General features: G+C 41.6%; 22 protein-coding genes and 1 other annotated feature. Of the genes, 18 read left to right on the top strand and 4 right to left on the bottom strand.

From position 1 onward, the window contains the following. Positions 1-13: 13 nt before the first annotated feature. The 10 genes from N693_RS0105215 to N693_RS0105170 all read left to right on the top strand — a co-directional run bounded on the left by N693_RS0105215 (position 14) and on the right by N693_RS0105170 (position 9,021). Complete coding sequence (locus N693_RS0105215) at positions 14-1,384, top strand: replication initiation and membrane attachment family protein (protein ID WP_051508687.1); 1,371 nt, start codon at positions 14-16, stop codon at positions 1,382-1,384. Further along, complete coding sequence (gene dnaI, locus N693_RS0105210; protein WP_025783748.1) at positions 1,385-2,338, top strand: primosomal protein DnaI; 954 nt, start codon at positions 1,385-1,387, stop codon at positions 2,336-2,338. 63 nt (positions 2,339-2,401) lie between these two features. Beyond that, positions 2,402-2,644, top strand: a binding site (T-box leader). 50 nt (positions 2,645-2,694) lie between these two features. After that, positions 2,695-4,626: a threonine--tRNA ligase gene (gene thrS, locus N693_RS0105205; protein ID WP_025783747.1), complete on the top strand. Its 1,932-nt coding sequence runs from the start codon at positions 2,695-2,697 to the stop codon at positions 4,624-4,626. Between the two features lie 521 nt (positions 4,627-5,147). Next, positions 5,148-5,654 carry a translation initiation factor IF-3 gene (infC, locus tag N693_RS0105200; RefSeq protein ID WP_025783746.1) on the top strand — a complete coding sequence of 169 codons (507 nt, stop codon included), beginning with the start codon at positions 5,148-5,150 and terminating at the stop codon, positions 5,652-5,654. A 30-nt stretch (positions 5,655-5,684) separates the two neighbouring features. After that, complete coding sequence (gene rpmI, locus N693_RS0105195) at positions 5,685-5,885, top strand: 50S ribosomal protein L35 (RefSeq protein ID WP_025783745.1); 201 nt, start codon at positions 5,685-5,687, stop codon at positions 5,883-5,885. 94 nt (positions 5,886-5,979) lie between these two features. After that, positions 5,980-6,339: a 50S ribosomal protein L20 gene (rplT, locus tag N693_RS0105190; protein WP_025783744.1), complete on the top strand. Its 360-nt coding sequence runs from the start codon at positions 5,980-5,982 to the stop codon at positions 6,337-6,339. Between the two features lie 127 nt (positions 6,340-6,466). Next, on the top strand, positions 6,467-6,760 hold the full coding sequence (locus N693_RS0105185; protein ID WP_025783743.1) for a DUF1294 domain-containing protein: 294 nt from the start codon (positions 6,467-6,469) through the stop codon (positions 6,758-6,760). 41 nt (positions 6,761-6,801) lie between these two features. Next, entirely contained in the window at positions 6,802-7,284 is a 483-nt protein-coding gene (locus N693_RS0105180) for a dUTP diphosphatase (RefSeq protein ID WP_371257547.1), read from the top strand. A gap of 121 nt (positions 7,285-7,405) precedes the next feature. After that, positions 7,406-7,918, top strand: a complete 513-nt coding sequence (locus N693_RS19615) for a helix-turn-helix domain-containing protein (RefSeq protein ID WP_025783741.1) — start codon at positions 7,406-7,408, stop codon at positions 7,916-7,918. A gap of 125 nt (positions 7,919-8,043) precedes the next feature. Continuing rightward, a complete protein-coding gene (locus N693_RS0105170; protein WP_025783740.1) occupies positions 8,044-9,021 on the top strand; it encodes a zinc-binding dehydrogenase in 978 nt (325 codons plus the stop codon). Positions 9,022-9,115: 94 nt separating this feature from the next. Here N693_RS0105170 and N693_RS0105165 read toward each other — a convergent pair whose 3' ends face one another. Beyond that, entirely contained in the window at positions 9,116-10,813 is a 1,698-nt protein-coding gene (locus N693_RS0105165) for a M3 family oligoendopeptidase (protein WP_025783739.1), read from the bottom strand. Between the two features lie 203 nt (positions 10,814-11,016). Between N693_RS0105165 and N693_RS0105160 the strand changes: the two genes are divergently transcribed. Together N693_RS0105160 and N693_RS0105155 are read left to right on the top strand one after the other, a co-directional pair. After that, on the top strand, positions 11,017-11,325 hold the full coding sequence (locus N693_RS0105160) for a DUF6509 family protein (protein WP_025783738.1): 309 nt from the start codon (positions 11,017-11,019) through the stop codon (positions 11,323-11,325). Positions 11,326-11,463: 138 nt separating this feature from the next. After that, positions 11,464-12,447 carry an NAD(P)/FAD-dependent oxidoreductase gene (locus tag N693_RS0105155; RefSeq protein ID WP_025783737.1) on the top strand — a complete coding sequence of 328 codons (984 nt, stop codon included), beginning with the start codon at positions 11,464-11,466 and terminating at the stop codon, positions 12,445-12,447. A 44-nt stretch (positions 12,448-12,491) separates the two neighbouring features. Here N693_RS0105155 and N693_RS0105150 read toward each other — a convergent pair whose 3' ends face one another. Together N693_RS0105150 and N693_RS0105145 are read right to left on the bottom strand one after the other, a co-directional pair. Then, positions 12,492-13,316, bottom strand: a complete 825-nt coding sequence (locus N693_RS0105150) for a DUF368 domain-containing protein (RefSeq protein WP_025783736.1) — start codon at positions 13,314-13,316, stop codon at positions 12,492-12,494. Between the two features lie 141 nt (positions 13,317-13,457). Next, positions 13,458-14,432 carry a rhodanese-related sulfurtransferase gene (locus N693_RS0105145; protein WP_025783735.1) on the bottom strand — a complete coding sequence of 325 codons (975 nt, stop codon included), beginning with the start codon at positions 14,430-14,432 and terminating at the stop codon, positions 13,458-13,460. A gap of 302 nt (positions 14,433-14,734) precedes the next feature. Here N693_RS0105145 and N693_RS20555 point away from each other — a divergent pair, with 302 nt between their 5' ends. Next, on the top strand, positions 14,735-16,258 hold the full coding sequence (locus N693_RS20555) for a polysaccharide deacetylase family protein (protein WP_037592781.1): 1,524 nt from the start codon (positions 14,735-14,737) through the stop codon (positions 16,256-16,258). A 70-nt stretch (positions 16,259-16,328) separates the two neighbouring features. Here the strand turns inward: N693_RS20555 and N693_RS0105135 are convergent, their stop codons facing one another. Beyond that, the gene (locus N693_RS0105135) at positions 16,329-17,807 is read right to left on the bottom strand and encodes a catalase (protein WP_025783734.1); all 1,479 of its coding nucleotides are present in this window, start codon (positions 17,805-17,807) and stop codon (positions 16,329-16,331) included. A 316-nt stretch (positions 17,808-18,123) separates the two neighbouring features. On the opposite strand from N693_RS0105135, the gene N693_RS0105130 reads away from it, so the two are divergent. The 5 genes from N693_RS0105130 to N693_RS0105110 all read left to right on the top strand — a co-directional run bounded on the left by N693_RS0105130 (position 18,124) and on the right by N693_RS0105110 (position 26,356). Continuing rightward, positions 18,124-19,527, top strand: coding sequence for a cytochrome ubiquinol oxidase subunit I (locus tag N693_RS0105130; protein WP_025783733.1), 1,404 nt, complete (start codon positions 18,124-18,126; stop codon positions 19,525-19,527). Continuing rightward, positions 19,514-20,530 (top strand): cytochrome d ubiquinol oxidase subunit II, encoded by a 1,017-nt coding sequence (gene cydB, locus N693_RS0105125; RefSeq protein WP_025783732.1) that lies wholly within the window; start codon positions 19,514-19,516, stop codon positions 20,528-20,530. Before N693_RS0105130 ends, cydB begins: the two co-directional genes overlap by 14 nt. After that, positions 20,530-22,254 (top strand): thiol reductant ABC exporter subunit CydD, encoded by a 1,725-nt coding sequence (gene cydD / locus N693_RS0105120; RefSeq protein WP_025783731.1) that lies wholly within the window; start codon positions 20,530-20,532, stop codon positions 22,252-22,254. The genes cydB and cydD overlap by 1 nt, the downstream gene beginning before the upstream one ends. Next, positions 22,251-23,981, top strand: a complete 1,731-nt coding sequence (cydC, locus tag N693_RS0105115; protein WP_025783730.1) for a thiol reductant ABC exporter subunit CydC — start codon at positions 22,251-22,253, stop codon at positions 23,979-23,981. The genes cydD and cydC overlap by 4 nt, the downstream gene beginning before the upstream one ends. A gap of 212 nt (positions 23,982-24,193) precedes the next feature. Continuing rightward, positions 24,194-26,356: an EAL domain-containing protein gene (locus tag N693_RS0105110; RefSeq protein ID WP_025783729.1), complete on the top strand. Its 2,163-nt coding sequence runs from the start codon at positions 24,194-24,196 to the stop codon at positions 26,354-26,356. Positions 26,357-26,536 lie beyond the last annotated feature (180 nt).

Genomic DNA, 26,536 nt, shown 5'->3' with positions numbered 1-26,536 from the left:
AGGGGAAATGAGTATGCTTTACCAAGAACTGCAACCTGTTGATACGTATATGTTAAGGTTTTCTACTCCATTTTCCGATTATGACAGACAACTTCTCTCCCTCTTTTATCAACCATTAATAGGTCCTGAGCCGATAAGTTTGTTTTTAACTATGTGGGCAGATGGCGAGACAAATGAAAAACGTCAGTTTAGCCATTACCATCTCATGAACAACTTAAGCATGCCGCTGAAAACTGTCTTTCAAGCTAGAATTTCATTGGAGGCTATTGGCTTACTACGTTCTTACATGAACTCAGATGAGGAAAACAGAACATTTGTCTATGAGTTGCTCCCACCGTTAGATGCGGAACGTTTCTTTCACGATCCATTACTTGCCACGTTCTTATTCAGTAAAATCGGAGAACAAGCTTATAGAGAATTACGTTCTCGATTCGTTACAGAACAATTGGATATGGAAAACTATAAAGAAGTTTCAAGAAATTTTTTAGATGTTTATACACCGGTTAATGGAAATGCCCATGAGCTACTTAACGAACAGCAGCTGAGTGATCGTAAAGAATCTAATGGTATTCCGTTCGACCATAGCTTTTTTGACTTTGACTTAATGATGAGCGGTCTTTCAGAACAGATGGTACCTAGACGTGCAATCGCAGGCGTTTCAAGGGAGTTAGTTGGGAAATTAGCATTTTTGTATTCACTCTCGCCTATAGATATGCAAAAAGTGATTATGATGGCACTGGATGAGAATCTTGAAGTTCCTGAAGAACGACTTCGTAGAGCTGCTACTGACTTTTATAAAATGAACATCTCAAAAGCTGCACCGAAGTTAAATAAGGTTTATGTGCCTGATATGACACAAGGTAATTCTGAATCCCAAAAGCCGCAATCCAAGCAACAAGAGCTCATCGCATATTTTGAAAGCACCTCTCCTAAAGAACTTTTGTTTGATTTGATAGGGGCTGAGCCTTTTTCTGTAGATGTGAAAATAGCAGAACGACTTATGAATGTTCACAAATTATCATTTGGCGTTATCAATGTTCTTTTGCATTATATTGTGCTTCATAATGATGGGAAAATTACAAATGGGTTTGCAGAACGAATTGCTTCACGGTGGGCGATGAACAAAGTAGATACTGTCGAAAAGGCAATCGACTATTCGCGAAAAGAGCATGACGAGTATACACAATGGATGAAAGAAGGCGGCAAAACAAATAATCAACGTAAAAAGCCGACTCGCGAAGAAAAATTGCCTGAATGGTTCCTTAACAAAGACGAGGAGCCTTCTGTTCAAAAAGAAGTCAATCCCGAAGAAGAAATGGAAAATGACAGAAAACGAAAAGAATTACTTGCCAAATTAGAATCAATGCGAAAAGGGGTGAATTAAATGGAGCGTATAGGAGAGGCTATGAAAAGAGTGATTAACGCGCCAACTTTAGCTGCAAGATATGACGAGTTAAGAAACGAAGTCCTTGCAAATGAGAAAGTCCAACAATTCATAGAAGATCATGCAAATGAGATTGATAAACAAGTTGTGGAGAAGAGTTTGAATAAGCTTTACGAATTCATATCTGCATCTCATCAATGTGACAAGTGTCCAAACCTTGAAGGATGTATTAATGTTATGAAGGGGTTCGAACCAAAGCTAACCTTAAATCAGGGGCTAATCGATGTGACATATACCCGCTGTCCGAAGAAAGAACGGGACGATGAGAAGCGGGCTGTTAATAAGATGCTGAATAGCTTGTACATGCCTAAAGATGTCATGAAAGCACAACTCATTGATGTTGACACATATTACGATTCCAGCCGTCTAGATATCGTGGATAAGGCAAGTGAATTCATTACACAATACGTAGAAACCGGTGTTCTACCTGAAAAAGGATTGTATATCCATGGTAAGTTTGGTACCGGAAAGTCCTTTATTTTAGGTGCTCTTGCTAACGAATTGGCAAATCGGCAAATACGTACTGTAGTGGTTTACTTACCTGAATTTTTACGTGAAATAAAACAGTCGATTCAGGATAATTCTCTGAACGAAAAAATTGATTTTGTAAAAAAGGCATCAGTTCTCATGATTGACGACATTGGTGCAGAATCGATGACAGCCTGGGCGCGCGATGAAGTGTTAGGAACCATACTGCAGTATCGCATGGCAGATCAGCTTCCTACATTTTTTACATCGAACTTTACATTATCTGAACTAGAGCATCATCTCACCTTTTCACAACGTGGTGAGAAAGAACCCATCAAAGCTGCACGCATCATGGAACGGATTAAAATAATGAGTGATCCGATGTTATTATCAGGGAAAAATCGTAGAAATCCTGGAAAAGACTGATTGTTTTCTGTAATCCTCTTGCAATTCCCGATAACATTCACTATACTAATCACAACACAATGATAAAATGCTTTGACAAGGACAACGATTGTTGGAACGGCCTACAGAGAGCAAGGGATTTGCTGAGAACCTTGCAGGACACGACACCAATCTACCGCCTTTGAGCAGCAACAGGGAACCATTGAGTATGCTCTTAAGTACCTGTTGACGGCCCCGGCCCGTTAGCCGCTTTAAGCTTCATCTTTCCGGTTTGTTCCGGATTGGAGGAAGAAGGGTGGAACCGCGAGTACAAGTCTCGTCCCTTTATGGGATGGGGCTTTTTTGTGTTCAAAAATAGATAAAAGGAGTGCATTGACATGTCAAATTCAATTCATTTAAAATTTCCGGATGGCGCGGTTAAGGAGTTTCCTGCTGGCACAACAACTGAAGATGTAGCAGCTTCAATCAGCCCGGGACTTCGTAAAAGTGCACTTGCAGGTAAGCTCGGTGAACAGCTCATCGACTTGAAAACACCAATCCAACAAGATGGAGATATTGCGATCGTTACTCAACAATCTCCAGAAGCACTTGAAATCTTACGCCACAGTACCGCTCACTTACTAGCTCAAGCAGTAAAACGTAAATTCCCGGATGCAAAACTTGGAATAGGTCCAGCAATTGATAATGGTTTCTACTATGATATCGATTCTCCTACACCGATTACTGCAGATGACCTACCAGAACTTGAAAAAGAAATGAAACGAATTATCGGAGAGAACTTGGAAGTGGTTCGTCACGACGTGTCACGCGCTGAAGCGGAGCGTCGCTTTAAAGAAATCGATGACGAATACAAATTGGAATTGCTCCAAGCTATTCCTGAAGATGAGCAGGTTTCCATCTATGAACAAGGAGAGTTTTTCGACTTGTGTCGTGGCGTCCACGTGCCGTATACAGGTAAGCTCAAAGAATTCAAGTTGCTAAGTATCGCTGGTGCTTACTGGCGCGGTAATTCCGATAACAAAATGTTACAGCGTATTTACGGAACAGCTTTCTTCAAAAAAGAAGAACTTCAAGCGCACTTGAAAATGCTAGAAGAAGCAAAAGAACGCGATCACCGTAAAATTGGTAAAGAATTAGATTTGTTCATGAACTCTCAAAAAGTCGGCCAGGGACTTCCACTTTGGCTTCCAAAAGGTGCAACAATTCGTCGAGTGATCGAGCGCTACATCGTAGACAAAGAAGAGCGTCTTGGCTACGACCACGTGTACACACCAGTTCTAGGTAGCGTCGAGTTGTACAAAACATCGGGTCACTGGGATCACTACCAAGACGGCATGTTCCCTGTAATGAGTATGGACAACGAAGACTTAGTACTTCGCCCGATGAATTGCCCTCATCACATGATGATCTACAAAAATGGTATTCACTCATACCGGAACCTGCCAATTCGTATCGCGGAACTCGGCACAATGCACCGCTACGAAATGTCGGGAGCACTTTCAGGTCTTCAACGGGTTCGTGGGATGACTCTGAACGATGCACACATCTTCGTTCGTCCAGACCAAATTAAAGACGAGTTCCAGCGTACAGTTCAACTTATCATTGATGTATATAAAGACTTTAACATTACGGACTACTCGTTCCGTCTTTCATACCGGGACCCTGCAGACACTGAGAAGTATTTCGATGATGATGCAATGTGGGAACGCGCACAACACATGTTGAAAGACGCGATGGACGACATGGGCCTTGACTACACTGAAGCAGACGGCGAAGCGGCATTCTATGGTCCTAAACTTGACGTCCAAGTGAAAACGGCAATAGGAATGGAAGAAACACTCTCCACAGTTCAATTGGACTTCTTGCTACCAGAACGCTTCGACCTTACTTACGTCGGAGAAGACGGAAAGCAACACCGTCCAGTAGTCATCCACAGAGGTGTCGTATCCACAATGGAACGCTTCGTAGCCTTCTTAATCGAAGAATACAAAGGAGCATTCCCAACATGGCTCGCACCAATCCAAGTCGAAGTCATTCCAGTATCACCTGAAGCACACTTCGACTACGCAGACAAAGTCCGCGAACAACTCGTCGCAGCTGGATACCGAGTAGACCTCGACAGCCGCGAAGAAAAAATTGGCTACAAAATCCGTGAAGCCCAAGTTCAAAAAGTTCCATACATGCTCGTACTAGGAGACAAAGAAATCGAAACGGGCAACGTCAACGTCCGCAAATACGGAGAACAAAACTCCGAATCCATGGCATTCGAAGCATTCCTAGAACTCTTGAAAAGTGACGTAGCTCATTAAATTGGTGCAGTTTCTAGTAGAATAGCAAGTCTAAGAACGATACCGTTGATTGTAGCGTAGGGCGGCGACTCCGAAGGGATCAGCACGAGCTGAAGACCCTGGACTGAGCAAAGCGAAGGAAGCGGCTGAAGCCGTGCCCCTCGGAAAGCGTCCGCCCGAAGCGCAAATCAACACGCTAACTTTCTATTTCAATGAAAAACCCTTGACACTTTCTCTAAAGGATGATAAAGTAGATAAGGTTAAAGAATACAGTTTGTGATACAAGAAGGAGCTGCCCGCTTCTCACCTGATCGACGCCAAATTGGTAGTTGTTGAGGTTAGCACAGTAGTGAAGCCACGTGTGTAAATACGTGTGCGATTGCGGGTAGACAAATCATCCATTTGTCTGCTTTTTTTATTGCCTCATTACCTGAAGGCTCAGAATGCTGAACGGTTTTGCAAGCTGTGCCGAATCGGTGCAGACTGCTCAAACAGTGTATTCGCGAGATATTATTCGGAGGTGGATTACGATTAGCAAAGATATGTATGTGAACGAAGGAATTCGTGCCCGTGAACTACGACTTATCGACCACAATGGTGATCAGCTCGGCATTAAGTCCCGCAACGAAGCACTTGACATTGCTGCACGTGCCAACTTGGACCTCGTCCTTGTAGCGCCAACAGCTAAACCGCCTGTAGCCCGCGTTATGGACTATGGAAAGTTTAAGTTCGAGCAGCAGAAAAAAGAGCGGGAAGTCCGAAAGAATCAAAAGATTATCCAGGTCAAAGAAGTTCGGCTTAGCCCGACAATCGATGAGCACGATTTTCAAACAAAGCTTCGTAACGGAATTAAATTCCTTGAAGCTGGTGACAAAGTAAAAGCATCCATCCGTTTCCGCGGACGTGCGATTACTCACAAAGAAATTGGACAGCGCGTTCTTGACAAGTTTGCAGAAGCTTGTAAAGAAGTTGGAACAGTTGAGGTCCGCCCTAAGATGGATGGACGCAGCATGTTCTTGATGCTTGCTCCAATTGCTGAAAAAAAGTAATACGAACAAACGATTTAGGAGGAACAGATCATGCCAAAAATGAAAACTCACCGCGGATCCGCGAAACGTTTCAAAAAAACAGGAAGCGGTAAAGTGAAGCGCGGCCGCGCTAAAACTAGCCACCTTTTCGCTAACAAGTCGACAAAAGCAAAGCGTCACTTGCGCAAAGGATCACTCATTTCTTCAGGCGATTACAAGCGTATTCGTGAAATGATTACGTACATGAAGTAATAGCTTCACCCTGGTAAGCTGATCCGAACGGATAGCGATCCCACTGAATTCAAATCTAATATATTCTTACAGGAATAGCAGGAGGTAATGAACTATGCCACGCGTAAAAGGTGGAACAGTGACGCGCAAGCGTCGTAATCGAGTATTGAAATTAGCAAAAGGGTATTTTGGTTCTAAACACCGTCTCTACCGAGTAGCAAACCAACAAGTCATGAAATCATTGAACTATGCTTACCGTGACCGTCGCCAGAAGAAACGGGACTTCCGTAGACTTTGGATCACACGTATCAACGCGGCAGCTCGTGTAAATGGTATGTCTTACAGCACACTTATGCACGGTCTTAAAGTTGCTGGTATTGACGTTAACCGTAAAATGCTTGCTGATCTTGCAGTAACAGATGCAGCTGCATTTGCTCAATTTGCTGAGACAGCTAAGAAATCACTTTCTAAATAATTGATTTCCTGAACGTCACGGTCCCGATTTGAATGGGACTGTGACGTTTTTTTGTTAGAAATCTTTCGAGGATTGTTGTAAAGGTTTTAGAAATATAACCGACAAGTAAGAGTGAGGAGAGTTTTTTATGGAGACACTAGGAATCGAGTGGATCGTATTTTTGTCCATATGGGCATTTATTACGATGGGTTATGACAAACGACAAGCCAAGCGGAAAAAAAGTCGTGTATCTGAAAAGAATTTGTGGCTACTTGCGATATTCGGTGGCGGAATAGGCGCTTATTTTGGGATGCAAGTATTTCGTCATAAAACGCTTCATACTAATTTCCGTGTAGGATTTCTAATGCTGGCCATGATTGATGTTGTAATCATCCTCTATCTCACGGGACTTCAAATGCCGGTTATAAAGCAATTCTTTTAACAATGGTCAAAATAATACGATAGGGGGCAATCTCATTGGATATGAACAAATTATTTCACATGCAACAAGAGCTCGATTCATACATACAGGCGCAACACGATCTTACAGGAAGAAACCTTTTTGAAGACAAAGTCCTCGCATTGCTTGTCGAACTTTCTGAGTTGGCAAATGAAACGAGATGCTTTAAGTTTTGGAGCTTAAAGGGTTCCTCTGCTCGTTCTGTTGTGCTAGAAGAATATGTAGATTCCATTCATTTTCTCTTATCGTTAGGGATTGTCAAGGACTTGACGAATTTCAATGAGTGGCGCTTTGACACTTCATCCGATTCTCTAACAACAACATTCCTTAAAACCAATCAAGCAGTACTTGAATTCGGCCAACATCCAGATATGGCTACATATACGGGTCTTTGGAATCAGTATGGAACGCTTGCTGAAAAGCTTGGATTTTCGTTGAAAGAAATCTACGATGCGTACATTGAAAAGAATGAGAAAAATTATGAAAGACAAAAAACAGGATATTGAAATAGATGTTTCCCTAAGGAAAGCCATATATGATACTACCTTTTTATTAATAAATAAAAGATTGACAAATACCAAGAAATGAAAAATAATAGTAATACTAGATATTAGAGGAGGATTTTTTGTGAACGACTGGAGTAAAGAAGGATTTGGTATTAGGTTAAAGGAACTAAGAGAGCAAAGAGGTTTATCCATGATGGCGTTTGGTGCTGCTATCGGGACATCAGCCAGCCGTATTAAAGATTGGGAAAAAGGAAAAAACGCACCATCAGCAGCATGGGTTGCAAAAATCTCTGAGCGATTTAATATATCAACGGACGAGCTTATTCTTGGTGACTCAAAAAAGTCTTCTGCTTTTAAACAAGCGAATACTGCTAGTGCAGAGTCATTATATGAAAGATTACGCGAAACAATCACTGTTGATGGGTTTTCAGATGAACAGGATGACGAAACAAATATCCTTTATACGCAATTAGACGCAAGTAACAAAAATCGTTACCGTAGTGGTAAAGGACGCCGTCTTGCTGAACGTGAATTACTTAATTTACTAACGGACCTACCTAAAAAAGACGTCCTTGAATTACTTGAACTCGCAAAATTGAAGTGCCGTCTTCAAAAAACACCTGAAGCAAAATAAGGGAACGAAACACAATGGACCTTCATGGCTATTGTGTTTTTTATTTTGGCTTTTCTCTGAAATACGATATGATGAGGTGGTAACCGGAAGATTCGAACAATTATATGATAGGAAGGAAGTTGACAGTGAAAGCGATTATTCATGGAGACAATGGACTTAGATTAGGAGAAATGCCCACACCTTTTGCAAAAAGCGGAGAAGTTGTAGTGGCTATCAAAACTGCCGGACTAAATAGAAGAGACCTATACATACCAGCTAGAAGAGATAACAAAGGACATGACCTAATCCTAGGGTCTGATGGTGCAGGGGTGGTCGAGTCAGTTGGAGAGGGAGTTACAAAATGGTCAGTTGGTGATGAAGTTTTGGTCAACCCGTCTCTTAACTGGTTTGAAAAAAGTGATGGTTCTCCTGAAGGATTTGGTCCACTGGGGATGCCTGATGATGGAACCTTTTCAGAAAAAATTGTCCTATCACAGGAACAACTAGAACCCCGCCCGGCCTACTTGACATGGGAAGAGTCAGCAAGTATCGCATTAGCAGGTCTGACAGGCTTTCGTGCACTTGTGACGCGTGGAAAAGTAAAAAAAGATGACACTGTATTGGTTCCGGGAGCGGGGAGTGGAGTTGTTACATTCATTATCCAATTTGCAAAAGCAATCGGTGCCCGTGTTATTGTCACTTCAAGAAGTGAAGAAAAGAGAGCACATGCTTTGAAACTTGGAGCGGATCGCGCAATCGATACAAATGCAGATTGGAACGAAGTGTTGAAGGATGAAACAATAGACCTCGTCATCGAAAGTGTAGGAAAAGCCACATTTAATCGTTCTCTCGCATGTTTGAAAAAGGGTGGACGATTAGTTGTGTTCGGTGCAACCACTGAAGACGTAATCGACTTGGATTTACGTGAACTTTTCAATAACCAACAAGAGATCATCGGCTCGATGATGGGAAGTCGCGATGAGTTGAGAGAGATGCTTGCTTTCTCAAAAGAGCATAACATTCGACCTGTGATTGATCGCACTATGCCACTAGAAGATGCACTAGAAGGGTTTAGTATGCTTGAAGACAGCACTCAGTTCGGTAAAATCGTGTTCACAGTATAATCTAAACAGCTCGTTATCATCCACAAGGAGATAACGAGCCTCTTTGTATAGTTAGGAATGTTAATAAGCAATTCAATACGGTTATACTTTCCTCTTATAGAGCTTTATCATCGACAGAATCCAACCACTCTTCGATGGTGCCGACAACCGATTCAACGCAACCATCTTCAAAAGGAGTGATCAAGTTCGCTTCTTTGACCAATTCCGTGAATGACTTGGAGCCACCGAGTTTACATAGACGGACGTAATCATTCCATGCAGATTCATGATCTTCACGATCTTTTTTCCAAAATTGGAATGCACATATTTGTGCTAACGTATAATCGATGTAGTAAAACGGGATTTCGTAAATGTGAGCTTGGCGCTGCCAAATGCCACCGCTTTCTAAATACTCGTTACCATCATAATCACGTTTTGGTAAGTAAATGCTCTCTATCCGCTTCCACGCTGCTTTACGCTCAGCTGGAGTCATCTGAGGATTGTTATACACTTCGTGCTGGAATTCATCTACAGCAACACCATAAGGTAAGAAAAGGAGTCCACTGCTTAAATGAGAGAACTTATATTTATCAGTTTGCTCATTGAAGAACAGCTCCATCCATGGCCATGTAAAGAATTCCATACTCATAGAGTGAACTTCCGCACCTTCGCTCGTTGGCCAAACATATTCAGGAATGCCGATGTTACGACTTGAATAGACTTGGAATGCATGTCCAGCTTCGTGAGTGAGCACATCGATATCGCCAGACGTTCCATTAAAGTTCGAGAAGATGAACGGAGAATCATAATTATCGATGAACGTACAATAGCCACCAGCTTCTTTGCCTTTTTTTGCAACAAGATCGAGCAAATTCTTTTCTGTCATATACGTAAAGAACTCATCTGTTTCATGTGACAGTTCTCTATACATTTCCTTACCTTGTTCAATAATCCAATCTGGAGATCCTTGTGGAACTGCATTACCCGTTAGGAAATCGAGTGACTGATCGTAGAACTTGAGGTTATCGACACCGATTCGAGCTGCCTGTCGATCATATAACTTGTTGGCAACCGGTACGATGTAGTCACGAACTTGGTCGCGGAAATTCTTTACCATCTCAGCATCATATCCAACACGGGACATCCGTACATATCCTAGTTCAGTAAACGTATTAAATCCTAATTTCTTGGCAATTTCATCACGTAGTTTAACGAGACGATCATAAATGTCATCAAACTTTTCAGCGTTTTTCTCATAGAATGAATACTGAGCGTTCATTGCGTTTTTACGAACAGAGCGATCAGTAGACTCCATGTAGGGACCTAATTGAGCGAGTGTCAACTCTTTCCCGTCAAATTCGATTTGCGCTGAAGCAACAAGTTTTGCATACTCTGAAGTCAGCTTGTTTTCTTGCTGAAGCAGAGGCATCACTTCAGGTGAAAACTCTTTTATGGAATTTTCCGCTAAATCAAATAGTTGGGAACCCCATTTCTCTTCTAGCTCCGCACGGAACTTGGAAGTTATCAACGCTTTGTAAAATTCCGTAGAGAGCCCTTGGAATTCAGGGCTGATTTCATCGAAATAATCGCGCTCTTGCTGGTAGTATTCATCATTTGTGTCGATGGAAGATCGGATGTAAGCAAGATTCGATTGAGTCGAATAGTCATTTCCGATTGCATTGATTTTCTCAATCACTGCGTTTTGGGTTTCATAAGAATCAGATTCGTGAAATTCGTTTAAAAGTTCGGTGAATTCTTTTTTGATGTCTTCCATATCAGGACGAGCGTACTGGTATTCGTCAAACGTAATCATAATTTTCCCCCACTCTAGTAGTAATATTTCTTCTACTCTATTGTTCCTGAAAATCTTAGAAAATGCAAAAAAGTTACCTCTCCAATGAGCAATTTTATCGGATGAAGTGTAAATGTATCCTGGACAGAGTTCTCATGGTATGATGAGAGCACGTACGCATGAACGAGTCTTAAATTGATTGAAGAAGGGAATACAAATTACTTATGAATATTACACAGTATACAGTTTCAGAATTGAAAGACCCGACAGGTATCCTCACAGGGAAACGTTATGAATTCCATCTATTTTTAGAGTTCGATGAAGAAGACGAATTATTAGAAGAAGATGCTGCAGGAATCCGAACAATCTATGTTGTGGATGGTGAAGAGGACAAGATTACAGGAACTTACTTCTTTAAAAAAGGTACAGAGCAAGCATTGGATTTTGAGTTGGAAGAGGAAGAAATCCAAGAAGTCCTTGCGTTTTGCAGAGAGAATGCAGAAAAAGTAGAAGAAACGACAAATAATCAGTAAAAAAGTATTGAATTCGTTCAAATAACGTGAAATTCTATTTGAAATAGAGGATAATAAACGTAGAACCGAATGGTGGGACGTCTTCCTAACAAAAACGTCCGGAGTTTCTACAAAATTTTCAGTAATGGAGTGTTTACTATGGAACGAGAAATCGTCGATATTACAATCATTGGCGGAGGGCCAACAGGTCTTTTTGCTTCTTTCTATGCAGGTATGCGGGAAATGTCAGTAAAAATCATCGATAGCTTACCTCAATTAGGAGGACAACTAATCGAGCTATATCCTGATAAATATATTTATGATGTCGGAGGATTCCCGAAAATTCTTGCGAAAGACCTTGTTGCTAACTTGGTCACTCAGGCACATCATTCAAAACCGGAAATTCTTCTAGGTGAAGCTGCACTGTCAGCGACACGCGATGGTGATCACTTTGTATTGAAGACAGACAAAGGGGAGCACTTAACAAGAACAATTTTGTTGACTGCTGGAATTGGTGCATTCCAACCACGTAAAATCGGAATCGAAGAGGAAGTCCATTTTGAAAATACAAGCTTGCACTATGGCATCAAAGATTTAGCGATGTTCAAAGACCATAACGTCCTTGTATGTGGTGGAGGTGACTCAGCGGTTGACTGGGCACTCATGCTTGAAGACATTGCTGAAAACGTAACACTTGTGCATCGTCGCGAACGTTTCACAGCACATGAAACAAGTGTTAACCAATTAATGGATTCCAAGGTGAATGTCCTGACATCCCGCTCTGTTAAATCGTTGCGTGGGGAAGACGGTAAGGTGAAGGAAGTACAAATCGTTCACAAAGATGGTACTGAAGAAATTTTGCCGATGGATCATGTCATCGTCAACTACGGAAATATCTCATCTCTTGGACCTATTAAAGAGTGGGGTCTTGAGATGGATAAGAATTCTATCGTTGTAAATACACGAATGGAAACGAACATAGAAGGTATTTACGCAGCAGGAGATGTGACCAACTACGATGGAAAAGTGAAACTAATTGCTGTTGGACTTGGTGAAGCACCAATCGCTGTGAATAATGCGAAAGCCTACCTTGATCCAAAAGCTCGAGTGCAACCTTTGCATAGTACAAGTGTATTTTCATAATTGAACAAACAAAAGCCCAGAAGAACTGTCTTCTGGGCTTTTGTTTACTTCGTTTTAGAATCTGTCTCAGGTGGGCTGAACAAATTTGAGACAAGTAGTCCCATAATTAGTGCAACCGCGCTCATAACAAACGGAGTACCACTTTCAGGAACACCTGGGTAAATGACGAAAATAGAACCGACGATGAGACCGATAATACTCGCAAAGGTCAATGTTGCGTGTTGGTGGAGCAGATAATGGATAATTTTGCTGCTAATGACAAAACCTAAAACAACACCTAATCCAATTACAATGATGATAGGGATGTTGAAGTCGGATAATGCTCCAATTGCTGTTGAATACATACCGAGCAATAGAAGTACAAAGGAACCACTAATCCCTGGCAATAGCATCGCAGTGCTCGCAGCCCAGCCAGAAAGAAATAATACGACTGTAGTAGTTGGCGTCAATGATGTAATGATCGATGTATCAGCAGGTGCAATGAATGCAGTCATCGCTAATAACACACCCACAACCAGTAAGACAACATAATGCCATGCTTTAAATGTGGATTTTATTTTTGCTTGTTTGGCCATGAAAGGTAGAATACCGATAATTAACCCCATGAAAAAGAACTGCGTGGGAGCATTGTAATTTGCTAATAAGAATTCGATTACTCGGCTAAACAGTAATAACGTCATACCCATTCCAATTGCAAGAGGCAATAGGAAGCCGATATGTTTCCGCCAATCTTTACTGAAAATGCCGCTGATTGAAATGAGCAAACGGTCATAAATCCCTAACATAAAAGCAATAGTTCCTCCGCTTACTCCGGGTATTAAATCACTTATACCCATTAAGAATCCTCTATAAATATTTTTCCATTCCATTTATGCATCCTCCAATTTAGTGCTTGAATCTATGACGTAACTTAGAATGGAAATGTTCCTATTCTAACTACAAGTAAGGAGAGATTCAGGCATAGAAAAACGCATAGTCGGATGGTGCCGTCTATGCGCCATTTTCATTCATTATGAAACGTGTGTTTCAGCACGGTGAGCTTCAATCTTTGCCAACCGATTGTTGAACTCTTCTTTAGTGAGGTCGTGTTCAACAAAATACCGGTTACGTGGATGTGTACGGCATTCGTCTGAACAACTACGCAAATACATGTGTTCGTTTTCTTCTGAGCAAAGAATTTTCGCGTTACATTCAGGATTCGCACAGTTTACATAGCGCTCACATGGTGAACCATCAAAGTGATCGCGGCCGACAATCACGTGCTCGACTTGGTTTACAGGCACTGCAATTCGCTCATCAAATACGTAGCATTGTCCGTCCCATAATTGGCCTTTCGCAACTGGATCTTTACCGTATGTGACGATTCCACCGTGTAACTGTCCTACGTCTTCAAATCCTTCACGCTTCAACCAACCTGTGAATTTCTCACAGCGAATTCCACCTGTGCAATAGGCAAGAACTTTCTTACCTTCAAGCTGTTCTTTGTTTTCCCGAACCCAATCAGGTAAATCACGGAAGTTTTCAATGTCTGGTCGGATGGCGCCGCGAAAATGACCTAGATCATATTCATAGTCATTACGCGCATCAATGACGACTGTGTTTTCTTCTTGCATCTGTTCTAAGAATTCGTCGGGAGCAAGATAAGTTCCTGTAGTTTCTAAAGGATTCACATCATCTTCCAAGCTTAAATTGACGATTTCTTTACGTGGACGCACGTGCATTTTTTTGAATGCATGTCCTTCTGAATCATCTATTTTAAACCAAAGGTCTTCAAAACGTGGATCACTCTTCATATGGTCCATATACGCATCTGTTTGTGCGATAGTACCTGAGCAAGTTCCATTAATACCTTCTTCACCAACTAAAATTCTGCCTTTTAAGCCGGTTTCCTTACAAAACTGGAGATGCTCCGCAGCGAATGTCTCGGGATCTTCAATTTGAACGTACTTGTAAAACAGCAATACTCGATAATTTTCTTTTTCCATGGTCCTAACCACCTTCTGTTTTTTCACTTTGCAATAGGGTAAAACAGTCGGCCCGGTGCAATTACAGTTTTTTACACATAAAAGCAACCCGCATTTGCAAGATCCGGGACAATGACAGTATATCACAAAAATCGAATCTGAAGAAGTGAACAAAATTCGACTAGAAACAATTGTAATCTATCAACTTTTGTACTAATATTTAGTATAGATATAGAAACTAGATTTTACCATGGAAATGAAATTCTGTTGAATTTGATGACGTTAATTACTTGGAAGTATGCGTATGAAGGGGTTTTACAGTTATGAAGAAAACGTTCGGAAACGGAAGATTTAAATTAATCGATGTATTGCTGACAACAATTATAGTATTTTTAGCAATGACAGCCATTCTGCTAGTTTTTTCAAAAGGAAGTTCTGACAATCAATTGAAATCTGCACAAAGTCCAGCATCCGACAAAGATAAGGTTGTTGTGGACAAGTCAGACTCCAAATACGATGGTATTAAAATCGTTACTGAAACCTCAAATGACCCATTAGGAAAATATGCAGTTCAATACCCACTAAGTAAAAATGAAGACTTTAATGATAATGTGGTTACGTATATCAAACAAGCGAAGAAAAACTATTTAGAAGCGATTCGTGATGTGAAAATAGAAGATAACAAAAGAAAAAGCGAATTGAACATTTCATATGAAACGCATGTAGATAAGAAAGGGAACTATTCTTTTGTATTAATGAATAACCAGTCTCTACAAGGAAGTAAACGGCTTTCAGAAATTGAGTCGTTCCACTTGAATTCAAAAACAGGCGAGCAGCTTAATATACAAACTATTTTCAAGGAAGACCCAAGTACTTTGCAAAAAATAACAGAGCGGGTCAGAAAAACGATCCAACAAACAGACAAACTAAACGACGGATTGATCAGTGACAAAATGCAGATTCGTACGGAACCCGAATGGCAAAACTATGAAAACTATGCATTTACCGAGGAGTCCATGGTATTCTACTTCGAAAGAGGCTCATTGAAAAATGGAAAGGCCGGACCGCAGATTGTAACAATTCCCATCAAAGAAATGAATGACTTGTTAAAACCGGAATTTCAAGTAGCTAAGGCACCTCAAGCTGGTAGCGATCAAGTGAACAAACCTGGTACTACTAAGAAAGAGAATTCTGAGGATATAAAAGATAAGGATAATAGCTCTAAAAATGATGGAACTAAAGATGATCAGCAAGCAGGTGGAGAAACTGCACCACCTCAAGCAGAGGAACCAAATGAGAAGAGAATCGCACTTACATTCGATGATGGTCCAGATCCTAAAACGACAATTCAAATACTGGATACGTTAAAAAAGTATGATGCGAAAGCGACGTTCTTCATGCTGGGAAGTCGAGTAGAATATTATCCTGAGACGGCTAAAGCTGTGAAAGCAGCAGGGCATGAGGTTGGGAATCATTCTTGGAATCACCCCGATTTAAGCAAAATGCCATTACCAAAGGCTTTAGAGGAGATTAATCGTACCACTTCTATCATTCAAAAAGTGACTGGGGAGAAGCCGACTGTTTTCCGACCTCCATATGGTGCATATACGGAGCAGTTGAGCAAGCAAACCATCCCACCGATCACATTATGGAATGTGGACACGCTAGATTGGAAGTATCGGGATGCTAATAAGCTACTTGAAGAAGTGAAAAAGGCGACTAATGATGGAAGCACTGTTTTAATGCACGATATCCATCAGTCAACAGCAGATGGATTGGATAGTGTTATGGCATATTTACAAAGCCAAGGATATAAATTTGTCACTGTTTCTGAATTACACAAATGAAAAAAGAACGTACAGAGGATTTCTAAATCCCTGTACGTTCTTTTTTTATATGATGAACTAACTCAAACGCTTAGTTGACAAGCACGTCTTCCATAGAGATCTCGAGTGCTTTCGCAACACCTTCTCCATAAGCTGGATCTGCGAAATGACAGTGTTTGATGTGTCTGATTTTAATTTCTTTTGGTGCATCGCCCATGTTATCCGCTGTATTTCTGAATAGCAGTTGTTTTTGTTCATCATCCATAAGATTGAAGAGTTTTCCTGGTTGTGTGAAGTAATCATCATCATCTTCTCGGAAATTCCAGTGATCTGCAGCACCATGCAATTTCAATGGAGGTTCTCTGAAATCAGGTTGTTCTTGCCATTCACCGACACTGTTCGGCTCGTATGAAGTTCTGCTACCATGATTGCCATCTACACGCATTTGGCCATCACGATGGAAACTATGGAAGGGACATTTTGGCGCATTTACTGGAATTTGGTGGTGATTGACACCTAGACGGTAACGCTGTGCATCGCCATAAGAGAAAAGACGTGCTTGCAACATCTTGTCTGGTGAAAAACTGATTCCTGGAACGACTGCTGCTGGAGTGAATGCTGCTTGTTCTACTTCTGCAAAGTAGTTTTCTGGATTTCTGTTCAATTCAAACTCACCAACTTCGATAAGAGGGAAGTCGCCTTTGTACCAAACTTTTGTTAAGTCAAACGGGTTGTAAGGCATATTTGCTGCTTCCTCTTCAGTCATCACTTGAACGTACATTTTCCATTTCGGGAAATCGCCATTGTCGATACTGAGAAGTAAATCGCGCTGATGGCTTTCACGATCTGTTGCGATTGTTTTGCTTGCTTCCTCATCGGTCAGGTTTTCGATTCCTTGCTGTGAGCGGAAATGGAATTTTACATAGTAACGCTCGTTGTCTGGGCTGATAAAGCTATAGGTATGGCTACCAAAACCGTGCATATGACGATATGTCCGTGGGATTCCACGTTCGCTCATCAAAATCGTGATTTGATGAAGTGCTTCCGGTAGTGATGTCCAGAAATCCCAATTGTTTGTTGCGCTTCTTAAGTTGGTGCGTGGATCACGCTTAACCGCGTGATTCAGATCCGGAAATTGGAGTGGATCTCTAAAGAAGAAGACAGGCGTGTTATTTCCGACCATATCCCAGTTTCCTTCTTCTGTATAGAATTTCAATGAAAACCCTCGGATGTCACGTTCTGCGTCCGCTGCACCACGTTCACCTGCAACCGTTGAAAATCGCGCAAACATCTCTGTTTTCTTCCCGACTTCTGAGAAGATTTTTGCTTTCGTGTACTTCGTAATGTCATTCGTTACAGTAAAGGTACCGTATGCACCTGATCCTTTTGCGTGCATGCGGCGTTCAGGAATGACTTCCCGATCGAAGTGAGCAAGCTTTTCAATGAGCCATACATCTTGAAGAAGTAGAGGGCCTCTTGGACCTGCAGACATAGAATTTTGATTATCAACTACAGGAGCACCTGCAGCAGTTGTTAACTTATTTCGAGATCCATTCTCATTATTATTCATGTATATTCCTCCTATGTAATGGTTTGTGAAACTGTAAGTTAACTATAGCAGAGGGTTTCTTAGATAGCTAGCATTTTGTTTAGAATCATTATTGTTAAGGAAAAGTTATTATTAACAGATAGTTGGAGTTACAAGAATTCTATTTTTTGGTGATGATTTCTGTGAAAAACGTACCTTGTGACAACATTTCAACATTAGACCTTGAAAACCCCCTGAAGTTTTGAGGTTTGTAACAGTTCATACGCTAATTGCTCACAAAGTATTTTAGCGTTTAATTTATAATGGAGACAGATTGAGATTGAGGGGAGAGGTAGAGATGGAAGAGGTTTTACTTTCACGAATCCAGTTCGCATCGACAACATTGTTTCACTTTATATTTGTCCCGTTGTCTATCGGATTGGCACTGATCATAGCGATCATGCAAACGCTCTACGTTGTTAAAAAGAAAGAGATTTATATGAAAATGACAAAGTTTTGGAGTGTGTTTTTCCTCATAAACTTTGCAATTGGAGTCGTAACAGGGATTTTCCAGGAATTCCAATTTGGGATGAATTGGTCGACATATTCCAGATTCGTTGGTGACATCTTTGGTGCACCGTTAGCAGTAGAAGCTTTGCTCGCGTTTTTCTTGGAGTCTACTTTTATTGGAATTTGGATCTTCGGCGCGCAAAAATTATCTAAGAAACTTCACTTAGCTTCAATATGGCTAGTTTCAATAGGAACGATCCTATCAGCATTTTGGATCTTAGCAGCGAATTCGTTCATGCAAAATCCAGTTGGTTATGTGATTCAAAATGGCCGCGCAGAAATGAACGACATTGTAGCACTTCTTACAAACGAAAAACTGTGGGTTGCGTTCCCGCATACCATTTTCGGAAGTATTGCTACAGGAGCATTCTTCGTCGTCGGAGTAAGTGCGTTCTATCTTGTTAAGAAGCGTCAAGTTGATTTCTTTAAGAAATCTATCGGAATTGGTTTGCTCGTGGGGCTTGTAGGTGGATTAGGTCTTGCGTTCACTGGTCATGCTCAAGCACAGTATTTAATGCATGCACAGCCAATGAAAATGGCGGCAGCAGAGGGACTTTGGCAAGATAGTGGTGATCCTGCAGCTTGGACAGTAATTGCAAATATCGATACAGAAAATCGGGTAACCACAGGTCGTATCGAAATCCCTTACTTGCTGAGCTACCTATCTTATAATGAGTTTTCAGGTAAAGTGTTAGGAATGGAAAGTCTAGAAAAGCAAATGATTGAGAAGTATGGTGAGGGAGATTACATTCCTCCAGTAAAAACAACATTCTGGAGCTTCCGTATCATGGCAGGAACAGGTGGAGCATTAGTTGTAGCGAGTCTACTTGGTTTGTTCTTGTTATTCCGCAAAAAGATTGCTGCGACTACTTGGTATTTGAAAGTGATGATTCCAGTCATTTTCCTACCGTTCATCGGGAACTCGTTCGGTTGGATCATGTCAGAAATCGGCCGTCAACCATGGGTCGTCAATGGTCTCATGAAGACTGCTGATGGTGTGTCTCCTAACGTTTCAGCGGGACAGATTTTGTTCTCACTGATTTCTTTCTCAACAATCTATGCGATCCTCGGGATCATTATGGTTATATTATTTGTGAAGGTCATTCAACGCGGACCTGAAGAGCGTAAGCAAAAAGACGTATCCGTTACAGATCCGTTTAATGTAGGAGGCGTGTCTAATGGCTCTAAGTGAGTTATGGTTTGTGCTAATCGCTGTGTTGTTCATAGGGTTTATATTTCTAGAAGGATTTGACTTCGGTGTTGGTATGAGTTTGAAGTTCCTGGCTAAAAATGAAACAGATAAAAAAATGTTGATTCATACAATTGGACCTGTCTGGGATGCTAACGAAGTTTGGCTTATTACAGCAGGTGGAGCGATGTTCGCTGCGTTTCCTCATTGGTATGCAACGGTTTTCAGTGGGTATTACTTACCGTTTGTCGTGTTGCTAATGGCACTGATCGCTCGTGGAGTTGCCTTTGAATTTAGAGAGAAGATCAATTCTAACAAATGGGTGAAAACGTGGGATTGGGCTATCTTTGCAGGGAGTATTTTGCCACCTTTCCTATTAGGTGTCTTATTCTCCAGTATGCTGAAAGGTATGCCTGTAGATGCGGATATGAATATCTACGCAAGTTTCACTGATTTCGTCAATGTCTACACTGTGGTGGGCGGAGTTGCATTTGTGCTTCTCTCATATTTACACGGATTGCTATTCGTGACATTGAAAACAGAAGGATCCCTACGTACACGTGCAAAAGAAGCTGCCCTTACGATCTATTGGGCAACTGGCGTCGTAATGATTGCGTTTGTTGCGTTAACAGCTGTATACACAGAAGCATTTGCGGACAGAGGACCGATTCTAATTCCACTGTTTGCAGTAGTTTTCGTATTATATGCGTTCCTTCATCATTTAATTGCTAAAGGGCGCGAAGCATTCAGTTTCACAATTACAGGAATTACACTCATTGCGGTGATGGCTTCGTTCTTCATCGGATTGTTCCCGAATGTAATGATCAGCTCACTTGATTCTGCATACAACATGACTATCCGGGCAGCAGCATCTGGTGATTATTCGTTGAAATTAATGACGTTCGTTGCGCTTACAATGGTACCGATTGTTATTGCGTATACAATTTGGAGTTACTATGTATTCCGTAAACGGATTACGGAAGATGTGGAGCATCTAGAACATTGATGGACCGACATCTTCTTCGGTATAACGGCAGCAAGAAAACCTTTGCGCTTGTTGGGATTTTGACAGTCGTCCAAGCGGCTTTCATCATCCTGCAAGCCCTCTCCTTGTCTTCAGCCATTACCCGGATGTTTCATGGGCTAGAATGGAAGGGAACCGTTATATCGCTTGTTGTGTTTTTTGTTGCTCATGCGATTCGTCATTCCCTCCAATGGGGGAAAGAACGAGTTGCGCTTAAGTTTGCGGATGATATTGCTCGCTCTTACCAAGACCAGCTCACTGAGGCGCTCCTACGGGATGGAACAGGAATGGTAGCAAGACAAGGTTCAGGCTCGTTGTTGACCCTTACCTTAGAAGGTGTCCCTAAATTCCGTAAATACGTGGAACTGTTCATACCGCGATCGTTATCTATGGGAATCATCCCAGTGGTCATTTTACTCTATATTGTCACGTCCGATTTAATGTCTGGCGTGACTCTTTTCCTTGTGATGCCGATTTTGATCATTTTTCTAATTTTAATCGGAATTGTATCGAAGAAAAAGATTGACGACCAAATGGGGACGTACCGTCAACTCTCGAGACACTTTGCGGACTCCATTCAAGGGATTGAAACGCTTAAGTTTCTAGGTCGTAGTAAAACTCATGAAAAAGCAATTGAAGAAGTGAGTGACAAATACCGAGTTGCAACGAATCGCTCGTTAAGCTATGCATTTTTGTCTTCGTTCTCACTGGATTTCTTCTCAAGTCTTTCTGTTGCATTAGTTGCAGTTGAACTTGGATTGAGACTTATCAATGGAGGAATTGGACTTGAAGCAGCACTTGTAATACTAATTTTAGCACCTGAATACTTTTTGCCGGTTCGTGATTTGGGAGCAGATTTCCATGCGACGATGGATGGAAAAGATGCTGCGGATGAAATTCGTGCATTGCTTGCTGAATCAGAAGCGGGCGCTCAACAAGATGCTGTCATCGTTCCTGCTGTTTCAAAAACAAGCAACTTTTCAGCTATCTCTATTGGAAAACTAGGAGATCATGACATCGAGATTACAAAAGATGTACAGTTTTCTGTGACAGGTGCACAAAAAGTCGGGATTATCGGTGCTTCAGGGGCTGGAAAGTCTACACTAATTGACTTGTTGGCTGGCTTCACCTCTCCAACTAGTGGTGAATTTAAAATCGGAGAGCAGTCCGTGGATTCACTTGCTTCAGATTCCTGGCGTAAACAAGTGACATACATTCCACAACACCCGACGATTTTCTCAGATACTCTTGCAAATAACATTCGTTTTTATCATCCAGAAGCAAGTGACGACACAGTTTTTAAAGCCGCACAAGCAGCAGGACTGGAACAACTGGTCGGTGAACTGTCGAATGGCTATGAAGAGATGATTGGTCAAGGTGGACGACCACTTTCCGGAGGGGAAGAGCAACGCGTTGCGATTGCCCGTGCATTGTTAGAGGATACCTCTGTCTTGCTGTTGGATGAACCGACAGCCCATCTAGATATCGAAACAGAACATGAAATCAAACAATTGTTACTCCCTATACTTGAAGACCGTCTCGTGTTCTTTGCAACACATCGTTTGCATTGGATGAAAGAGATGGACTGGATTCTAGTCATGGAAGATGGCCATATTGCTGAACAAGGAACTCATGCAGAACTGTCTGCTCAAGACGGGGTCTACAGCAAATTAGCACGTGCTCAACGGGAAGGGATGGTGCTATGAACTACGTCAAAAGCTTCGTTACTCCATATATGAGTAAGTATTGGAAGTTAATGTCGGTTACTGTTCTATTAGGCATTTGCGCTTCCTTGTCTGCTGCACTTCTAATTTTTGCATCAGGGTACTTGATTTCCGCTGCTTCTGAACGTCCAGAAACCATATTGCTTGTGTACGTTCCGATTGTCTTAGTCCGTGCGTTCGGGTTATCTCGTGCAGCATTCAGCTATGCGGAACGAATGACAGGGCATAACGCTGTATTGAAAGTGTTGTCAGAAATGCGCGTGCGCCTATACCGTGCATTAGAACCACAAGCGTTGTTCATCCGCTCACGTTTTAAGCGAGGCGACTTGCTAGGGACATTGGCGGATGATATCGAGCATTTACAAGATGTTTACATCCGTACGCTATTCCCGACGATAAGTGGATTGTTCATATTTGTATTTGCAACCGTATCCGTGTCTGTGTTTGACTGGAAATTCGGTTTGTTCATCGGACTCTGTTTGAGTGTGATTGCGTTCGTCTATCCGATGTTGTCATTAGTAATGATGAAAAAACACCAACAGAAATCGAAACAGCAACATACGAAGTTGTATCATACACTTGGTGACGCCGTTTACGGAATTCGGGATTGGCTCATCAGTAGCAGAACTTCGGATTTCCTAAGTAAATTCAATGCAGAGCGAAATGATAGTTATGAAACAGATAAAGAACTTGCAAAACGGGACCAGAATAGAACGTTCCAACTACACCTGGTTTCAGGTGTCATTACAGTAATGGTAGGAGTTTGGGCAGGAATGCAGGCGATAGATGGTACGATTTTGCCAACCTACATTGCAGCTTTTACGCTTGTTACACTTCCAATCATCGAATCGTTAATTCCGATTTCACATGCTGTGGAACGAATTCCTGCTTACAACGAGTCGTTTGCACGTATCCAACACACGGAAAATACAGCCCAGTCAGTATTCAAGTCATCTGAAACAGCGGATGAAATTCCGTCAACTGTAGATATCCAAGTAGAAGGCGTGTCATATGCATATGAGTCGGAAAAAAGACTAGCCCTGAAACAAGCGAACCTTGAGATTAAACAAGGGGATAGAGTGGCGATCCTTGGTAAAAGTGGTGCGGGTAAATCGACGTTTGTTCAGCTTTTATTAGGCGCCTTGAAGCCTGATGAAGGAATGATTCAGATCGCAGGTAGATCGCCAGAACAATTTGGTGAAAACATTCATCAAGTCGTGAGCGTATTAAACCAAAAACCCTACTTGTTTGGAACGACGATTGAAAATAATATTCGCCTTGGGAATCCGTCTGCTACAACGGAGGAAGTTGAACGTGTGATCCGTCAGGTCGGTTTAGACGACTATCTCCGCAAACTGCCTGATGGTCTTCAAACACAAACGGAAGAAGCTGGCCGTAGATTCTCAGGAGGTGAGCGACAGCGTATTGCGCTCGCTCGGATTTTGTTAAATCACACTCCTGTGGTTATCGTCGATGAGCCCGCAGTAGGACTTGACCCTGAAACAGAACGCGACCTCATTCAGACGATGATTGAAAGTCTGAAAGGGAAAACGGTCATCTGGATTACCCATCACTTGATGGGGATGGAACTGATGGACAACATTGTGTTTTTGGAAGCTGGAGAAATATCGGATGAAGGTACACACAAAAAACTACTTGAAAGTTCAGCTCGCTATCGACGTCTCGTTGAACTGGATCGCGGGTTCTGATTTCGATTCATCAAAAATGGGTCATAAGAAAATACGGGATAAATAGAAAAGACTATGACAAATGTATTGTACAACTACATTTGTCATAGTCTTTTTCTTGTTTTTTGAAAATTACTTAGTTTTGCTTGAGGAATGACGATATACAAGAAGAGTATATAAAAACGTCCATAATAGATCTGTGTGAACTCTATTATGAAAGATAGGAGACCACCATGGGGACAACAAAAAAGCCGCTAGCATTGATCATCTTATCATTAGTATTCGTTGTGACCGTGCTTTTTCTTGTAAATGAATATAAGAGTGAGAGAAGTGAAACGGCCGAAGCGGTTTACAAAGAGACAGGAGAATTGTTGGACGATGTTGCTGACGAAGCGAATCGTTTTGGTAACGAACGAGTTGGGGAACTGGAGCTTATTGCGAAATACATAGCTATCGTTGTGGATGATAAAGAGGAATTGCAATCATTTTTAAAAAAACAAAATAGTAAAATGCCATATTTTGCAGGGCTCGGATTCATCTCCCCGGACGGAGAAATTATGGCGGCAGATGGTTCGCGGTTTTTTGTGAAAGAGCGTGAATCGTTTGAACGCGCGATGTCAGGACATATCACGACGAGTGAGCTATTTACGTTTGAACAAAATCCTGAACTCCAAGTAACCGCAATTTCAGTACCTGTAAACAAAGACGGCAAAGTTATCGGTGTACTCTCAGGTGTCTTTAGCATGTCTGAGATTATCCATCGTCTCGTGAGCGATACGTCCCTACTCGGAACGGTCTATTTAATAAAAGACGAGCAAGTCGTTTATACATCTGGAGATGAAATTTCGGAAGGTGACTCAACTCACAAGAGCAAACGAATCTTGAATGAAATTGCAAAATCACCGTCTGGTGTAGTAGTGGAAGATGAGAAAACAGCACATTACCTTTTTTACAAGACGGCTTGGAATGATTGGGTAACCGCAGTAGATTCCGCCGGTCATCCTGATATGGAAAAGATGTCTGCGAAGCGTTGGCATTATATATTCATTGTAAGTTTGGTTTTGCTCACGTCGATTGGAAGTTATCTATATATGTTAAGGCTGGAAAAAAGACAACAACGTGCTGTTCGTCAAGATGTCCTCACCCAGCTAGGGAACCACGTGAAATTAGAGGAAGACGTTAATTACTATCAGCGGAAAAAACAGAAATCTTGCACGATCATTCTAATAAATTTACGTGAATTCAAAAATATTAATAACTGGGCAGGCCATGAGATGGGTGATTACATCTTAATGGAAGTAGGGAAAAGGCTCTCTGATGCTCTTGTTGAAAGGCATATGACTTACCGAATCGGAGGTGGTGAGTTTGTGGTGTTGCTCCCTGGATACAGAACGAGGAAACAATCCGAAGAAATAACGGCTAACTTATGTGAACTTATCCAGAGACCTTTTGAAATTGTAAACCATGAAACTGTTTGTTTGAGGGTTTACGCAGGTATTCGGAATATAGATATTAAGTCAAAAGAAAATGCTGCTAAATTCATTCACGATGTCGTTTTTGCTTGTCAAGAAGCACGTCGTTTAACAGAAGTACCGTACGCCTATTTTACAGACGAACTGGCACATCTCGATAATGAGAGGAAATTATTCGTAAAAGAACTCTCAGACGCATTAAATCGAGAAGAATTCAAACTTTTCTACCAGCCTATTTTTAGTTTCCAAGAAGATAGAATTGTAAGTTTCGAGTCGTTACTCCGCTGGGAATCTCCTAAATTAGGTATGGTGAGCCCGTTAGAGTTCATACCACTACTGGAAGAGTCGGGGATGATCTTGGAAGTTGGGGATTGGATTATTCAAGAGGCGGCATTACAGGTTACAAAATGGCGGAGTGAAGGGTTTCCTGAGCTATATGTCACAGTGAATGTTTCCGTAAAGCAACTTCTGGATGAATCTTTCATTTCTCGAGTACAGGACATCTTATTAGAAACAAAAGCTTCCCCGGATAGTTTGGTATTCGAAATTACTGAATCGGTTGTTGTAGAAGATAGTGAAAAAGCGCTTCAAACTGTGACAAAGTTGAATGATCTCGGAATTAGCACAGCACTTGATGATTTTGGTACTGGGTATTCTTCTTTAGCGATTCTAAGTCTACTTCCATTTCAATATTTGAAAGTGGATCGTTCATTTTTGGATGACTTGGATGGTGCTGACTCGCAAGCTGCATCCGTCTTGAGAGGAATTGTTTCGATTGCTTCGGGGCTAGGTCAAGTGACAGTCATGGAAGGGGTGGAAACAAAAGAACATCTGGATGTGTTAAAAGAAATCGGAGCAGATCGTATCCAAGGCTACTATTTCAGTAAACCAGTTCCACCCAACCAAGCATTCAAACTTCTTTGAACAACATAAAAACACTCCGTGCTTAGCGGGGAGTTTAGACTGTAGACAAAAGGGATGGGAATCGATTTAAATTCCATCCCTTTTGTCTTTTTCATCTTTGACTCTGAAGATGAAGGATAACAGGCCGTTGATCTCCGTTCCGGACGGGCGCTTTCCGGGGGCTTGCCCTCAGCCTCCTCG

It is taken from the genome of Sporosarcina sp. D27, assembly GCF_000586555.1.
GTDB lineage: Bacteria > Bacillota > Bacilli > Bacillales_A > Planococcaceae > Sporosarcina.
Note: the sequence above shows the minus strand (reverse complement) of the source record. Positions and strands in the feature narration are given on the sequence as shown.

Excerpts from the sequence above, each read along its gene's own strand:
- N693_RS0105135 (WP_025783734.1), bottom strand. The coding sequence starts at position 17,807 with ATGAATAATAATGAGAATGGATCTCGAAATAAGTTAACAACTGCTGCA.
- N693_RS0105145 (WP_025783735.1), bottom strand. The coding sequence starts at position 14,432 with ATGGAAAAAGAAAATTATCGAGTATTGCTGTTTTACAAGTACGTTCAA.
- rplT (WP_025783744.1), top strand. The coding sequence starts at position 5,980 with ATGCCACGCGTAAAAGGTGGAACAGTGACGCGCAAGCGTCGTAATCGA.
- N693_RS0105155 (WP_025783737.1), top strand. The coding sequence starts at position 11,464 with ATGGAACGAGAAATCGTCGATATTACAATCATTGGCGGAGGGCCAACA.
- N693_RS0105160 (WP_025783738.1), top strand. The coding sequence starts at position 11,017 with ATGAATATTACACAGTATACAGTTTCAGAATTGAAAGACCCGACAGGT.
- N693_RS0105165 (WP_025783739.1), bottom strand. The coding sequence starts at position 10,813 with ATGATTACGTTTGACGAATACCAGTACGCTCGTCCTGATATGGAAGAC.
- N693_RS0105150 (WP_025783736.1), bottom strand. The coding sequence starts at position 13,316 with ATGGAATGGAAAAATATTTATAGAGGATTCTTAATGGGTATAAGTGAT.
- cydC (WP_025783730.1), top strand. The coding sequence starts at position 22,251 with ATGAACTACGTCAAAAGCTTCGTTACTCCATATATGAGTAAGTATTGG.
- N693_RS0105215 (WP_051508687.1), top strand. The coding sequence starts at position 14 with ATGCTTTACCAAGAACTGCAACCTGTTGATACGTATATGTTAAGGTTT.
- N693_RS0105110 (WP_025783729.1), top strand. The coding sequence starts at position 24,194 with ATGGGGACAACAAAAAAGCCGCTAGCATTGATCATCTTATCATTAGTA.
- N693_RS20555 (WP_037592781.1), top strand. The coding sequence starts at position 14,735 with ATGAAGAAAACGTTCGGAAACGGAAGATTTAAATTAATCGATGTATTG.
- infC (WP_025783746.1), top strand. The coding sequence starts at position 5,148 with ATGTATGTGAACGAAGGAATTCGTGCCCGTGAACTACGACTTATCGAC.
- thrS (WP_025783747.1), top strand. The coding sequence starts at position 2,695 with ATGTCAAATTCAATTCATTTAAAATTTCCGGATGGCGCGGTTAAGGAG.
- rpmI (WP_025783745.1), top strand. The coding sequence starts at position 5,685 with ATGCCAAAAATGAAAACTCACCGCGGATCCGCGAAACGTTTCAAAAAA.
- N693_RS0105185 (WP_025783743.1), top strand. The coding sequence starts at position 6,467 with ATGGAGACACTAGGAATCGAGTGGATCGTATTTTTGTCCATATGGGCA.
- dnaI (WP_025783748.1), top strand. The coding sequence starts at position 1,385 with ATGGAGCGTATAGGAGAGGCTATGAAAAGAGTGATTAACGCGCCAACT.
- N693_RS0105180 (WP_371257547.1), top strand. The coding sequence starts at position 6,802 with ATGAACAAATTATTTCACATGCAACAAGAGCTCGATTCATACATACAG.
- cydD (WP_025783731.1), top strand. The coding sequence starts at position 20,530 with ATGGACCGACATCTTCTTCGGTATAACGGCAGCAAGAAAACCTTTGCG.
- N693_RS0105130 (WP_025783733.1), top strand. The coding sequence starts at position 18,124 with ATGGAAGAGGTTTTACTTTCACGAATCCAGTTCGCATCGACAACATTG.
- cydB (WP_025783732.1), top strand. The coding sequence starts at position 19,514 with ATGGCTCTAAGTGAGTTATGGTTTGTGCTAATCGCTGTGTTGTTCATA.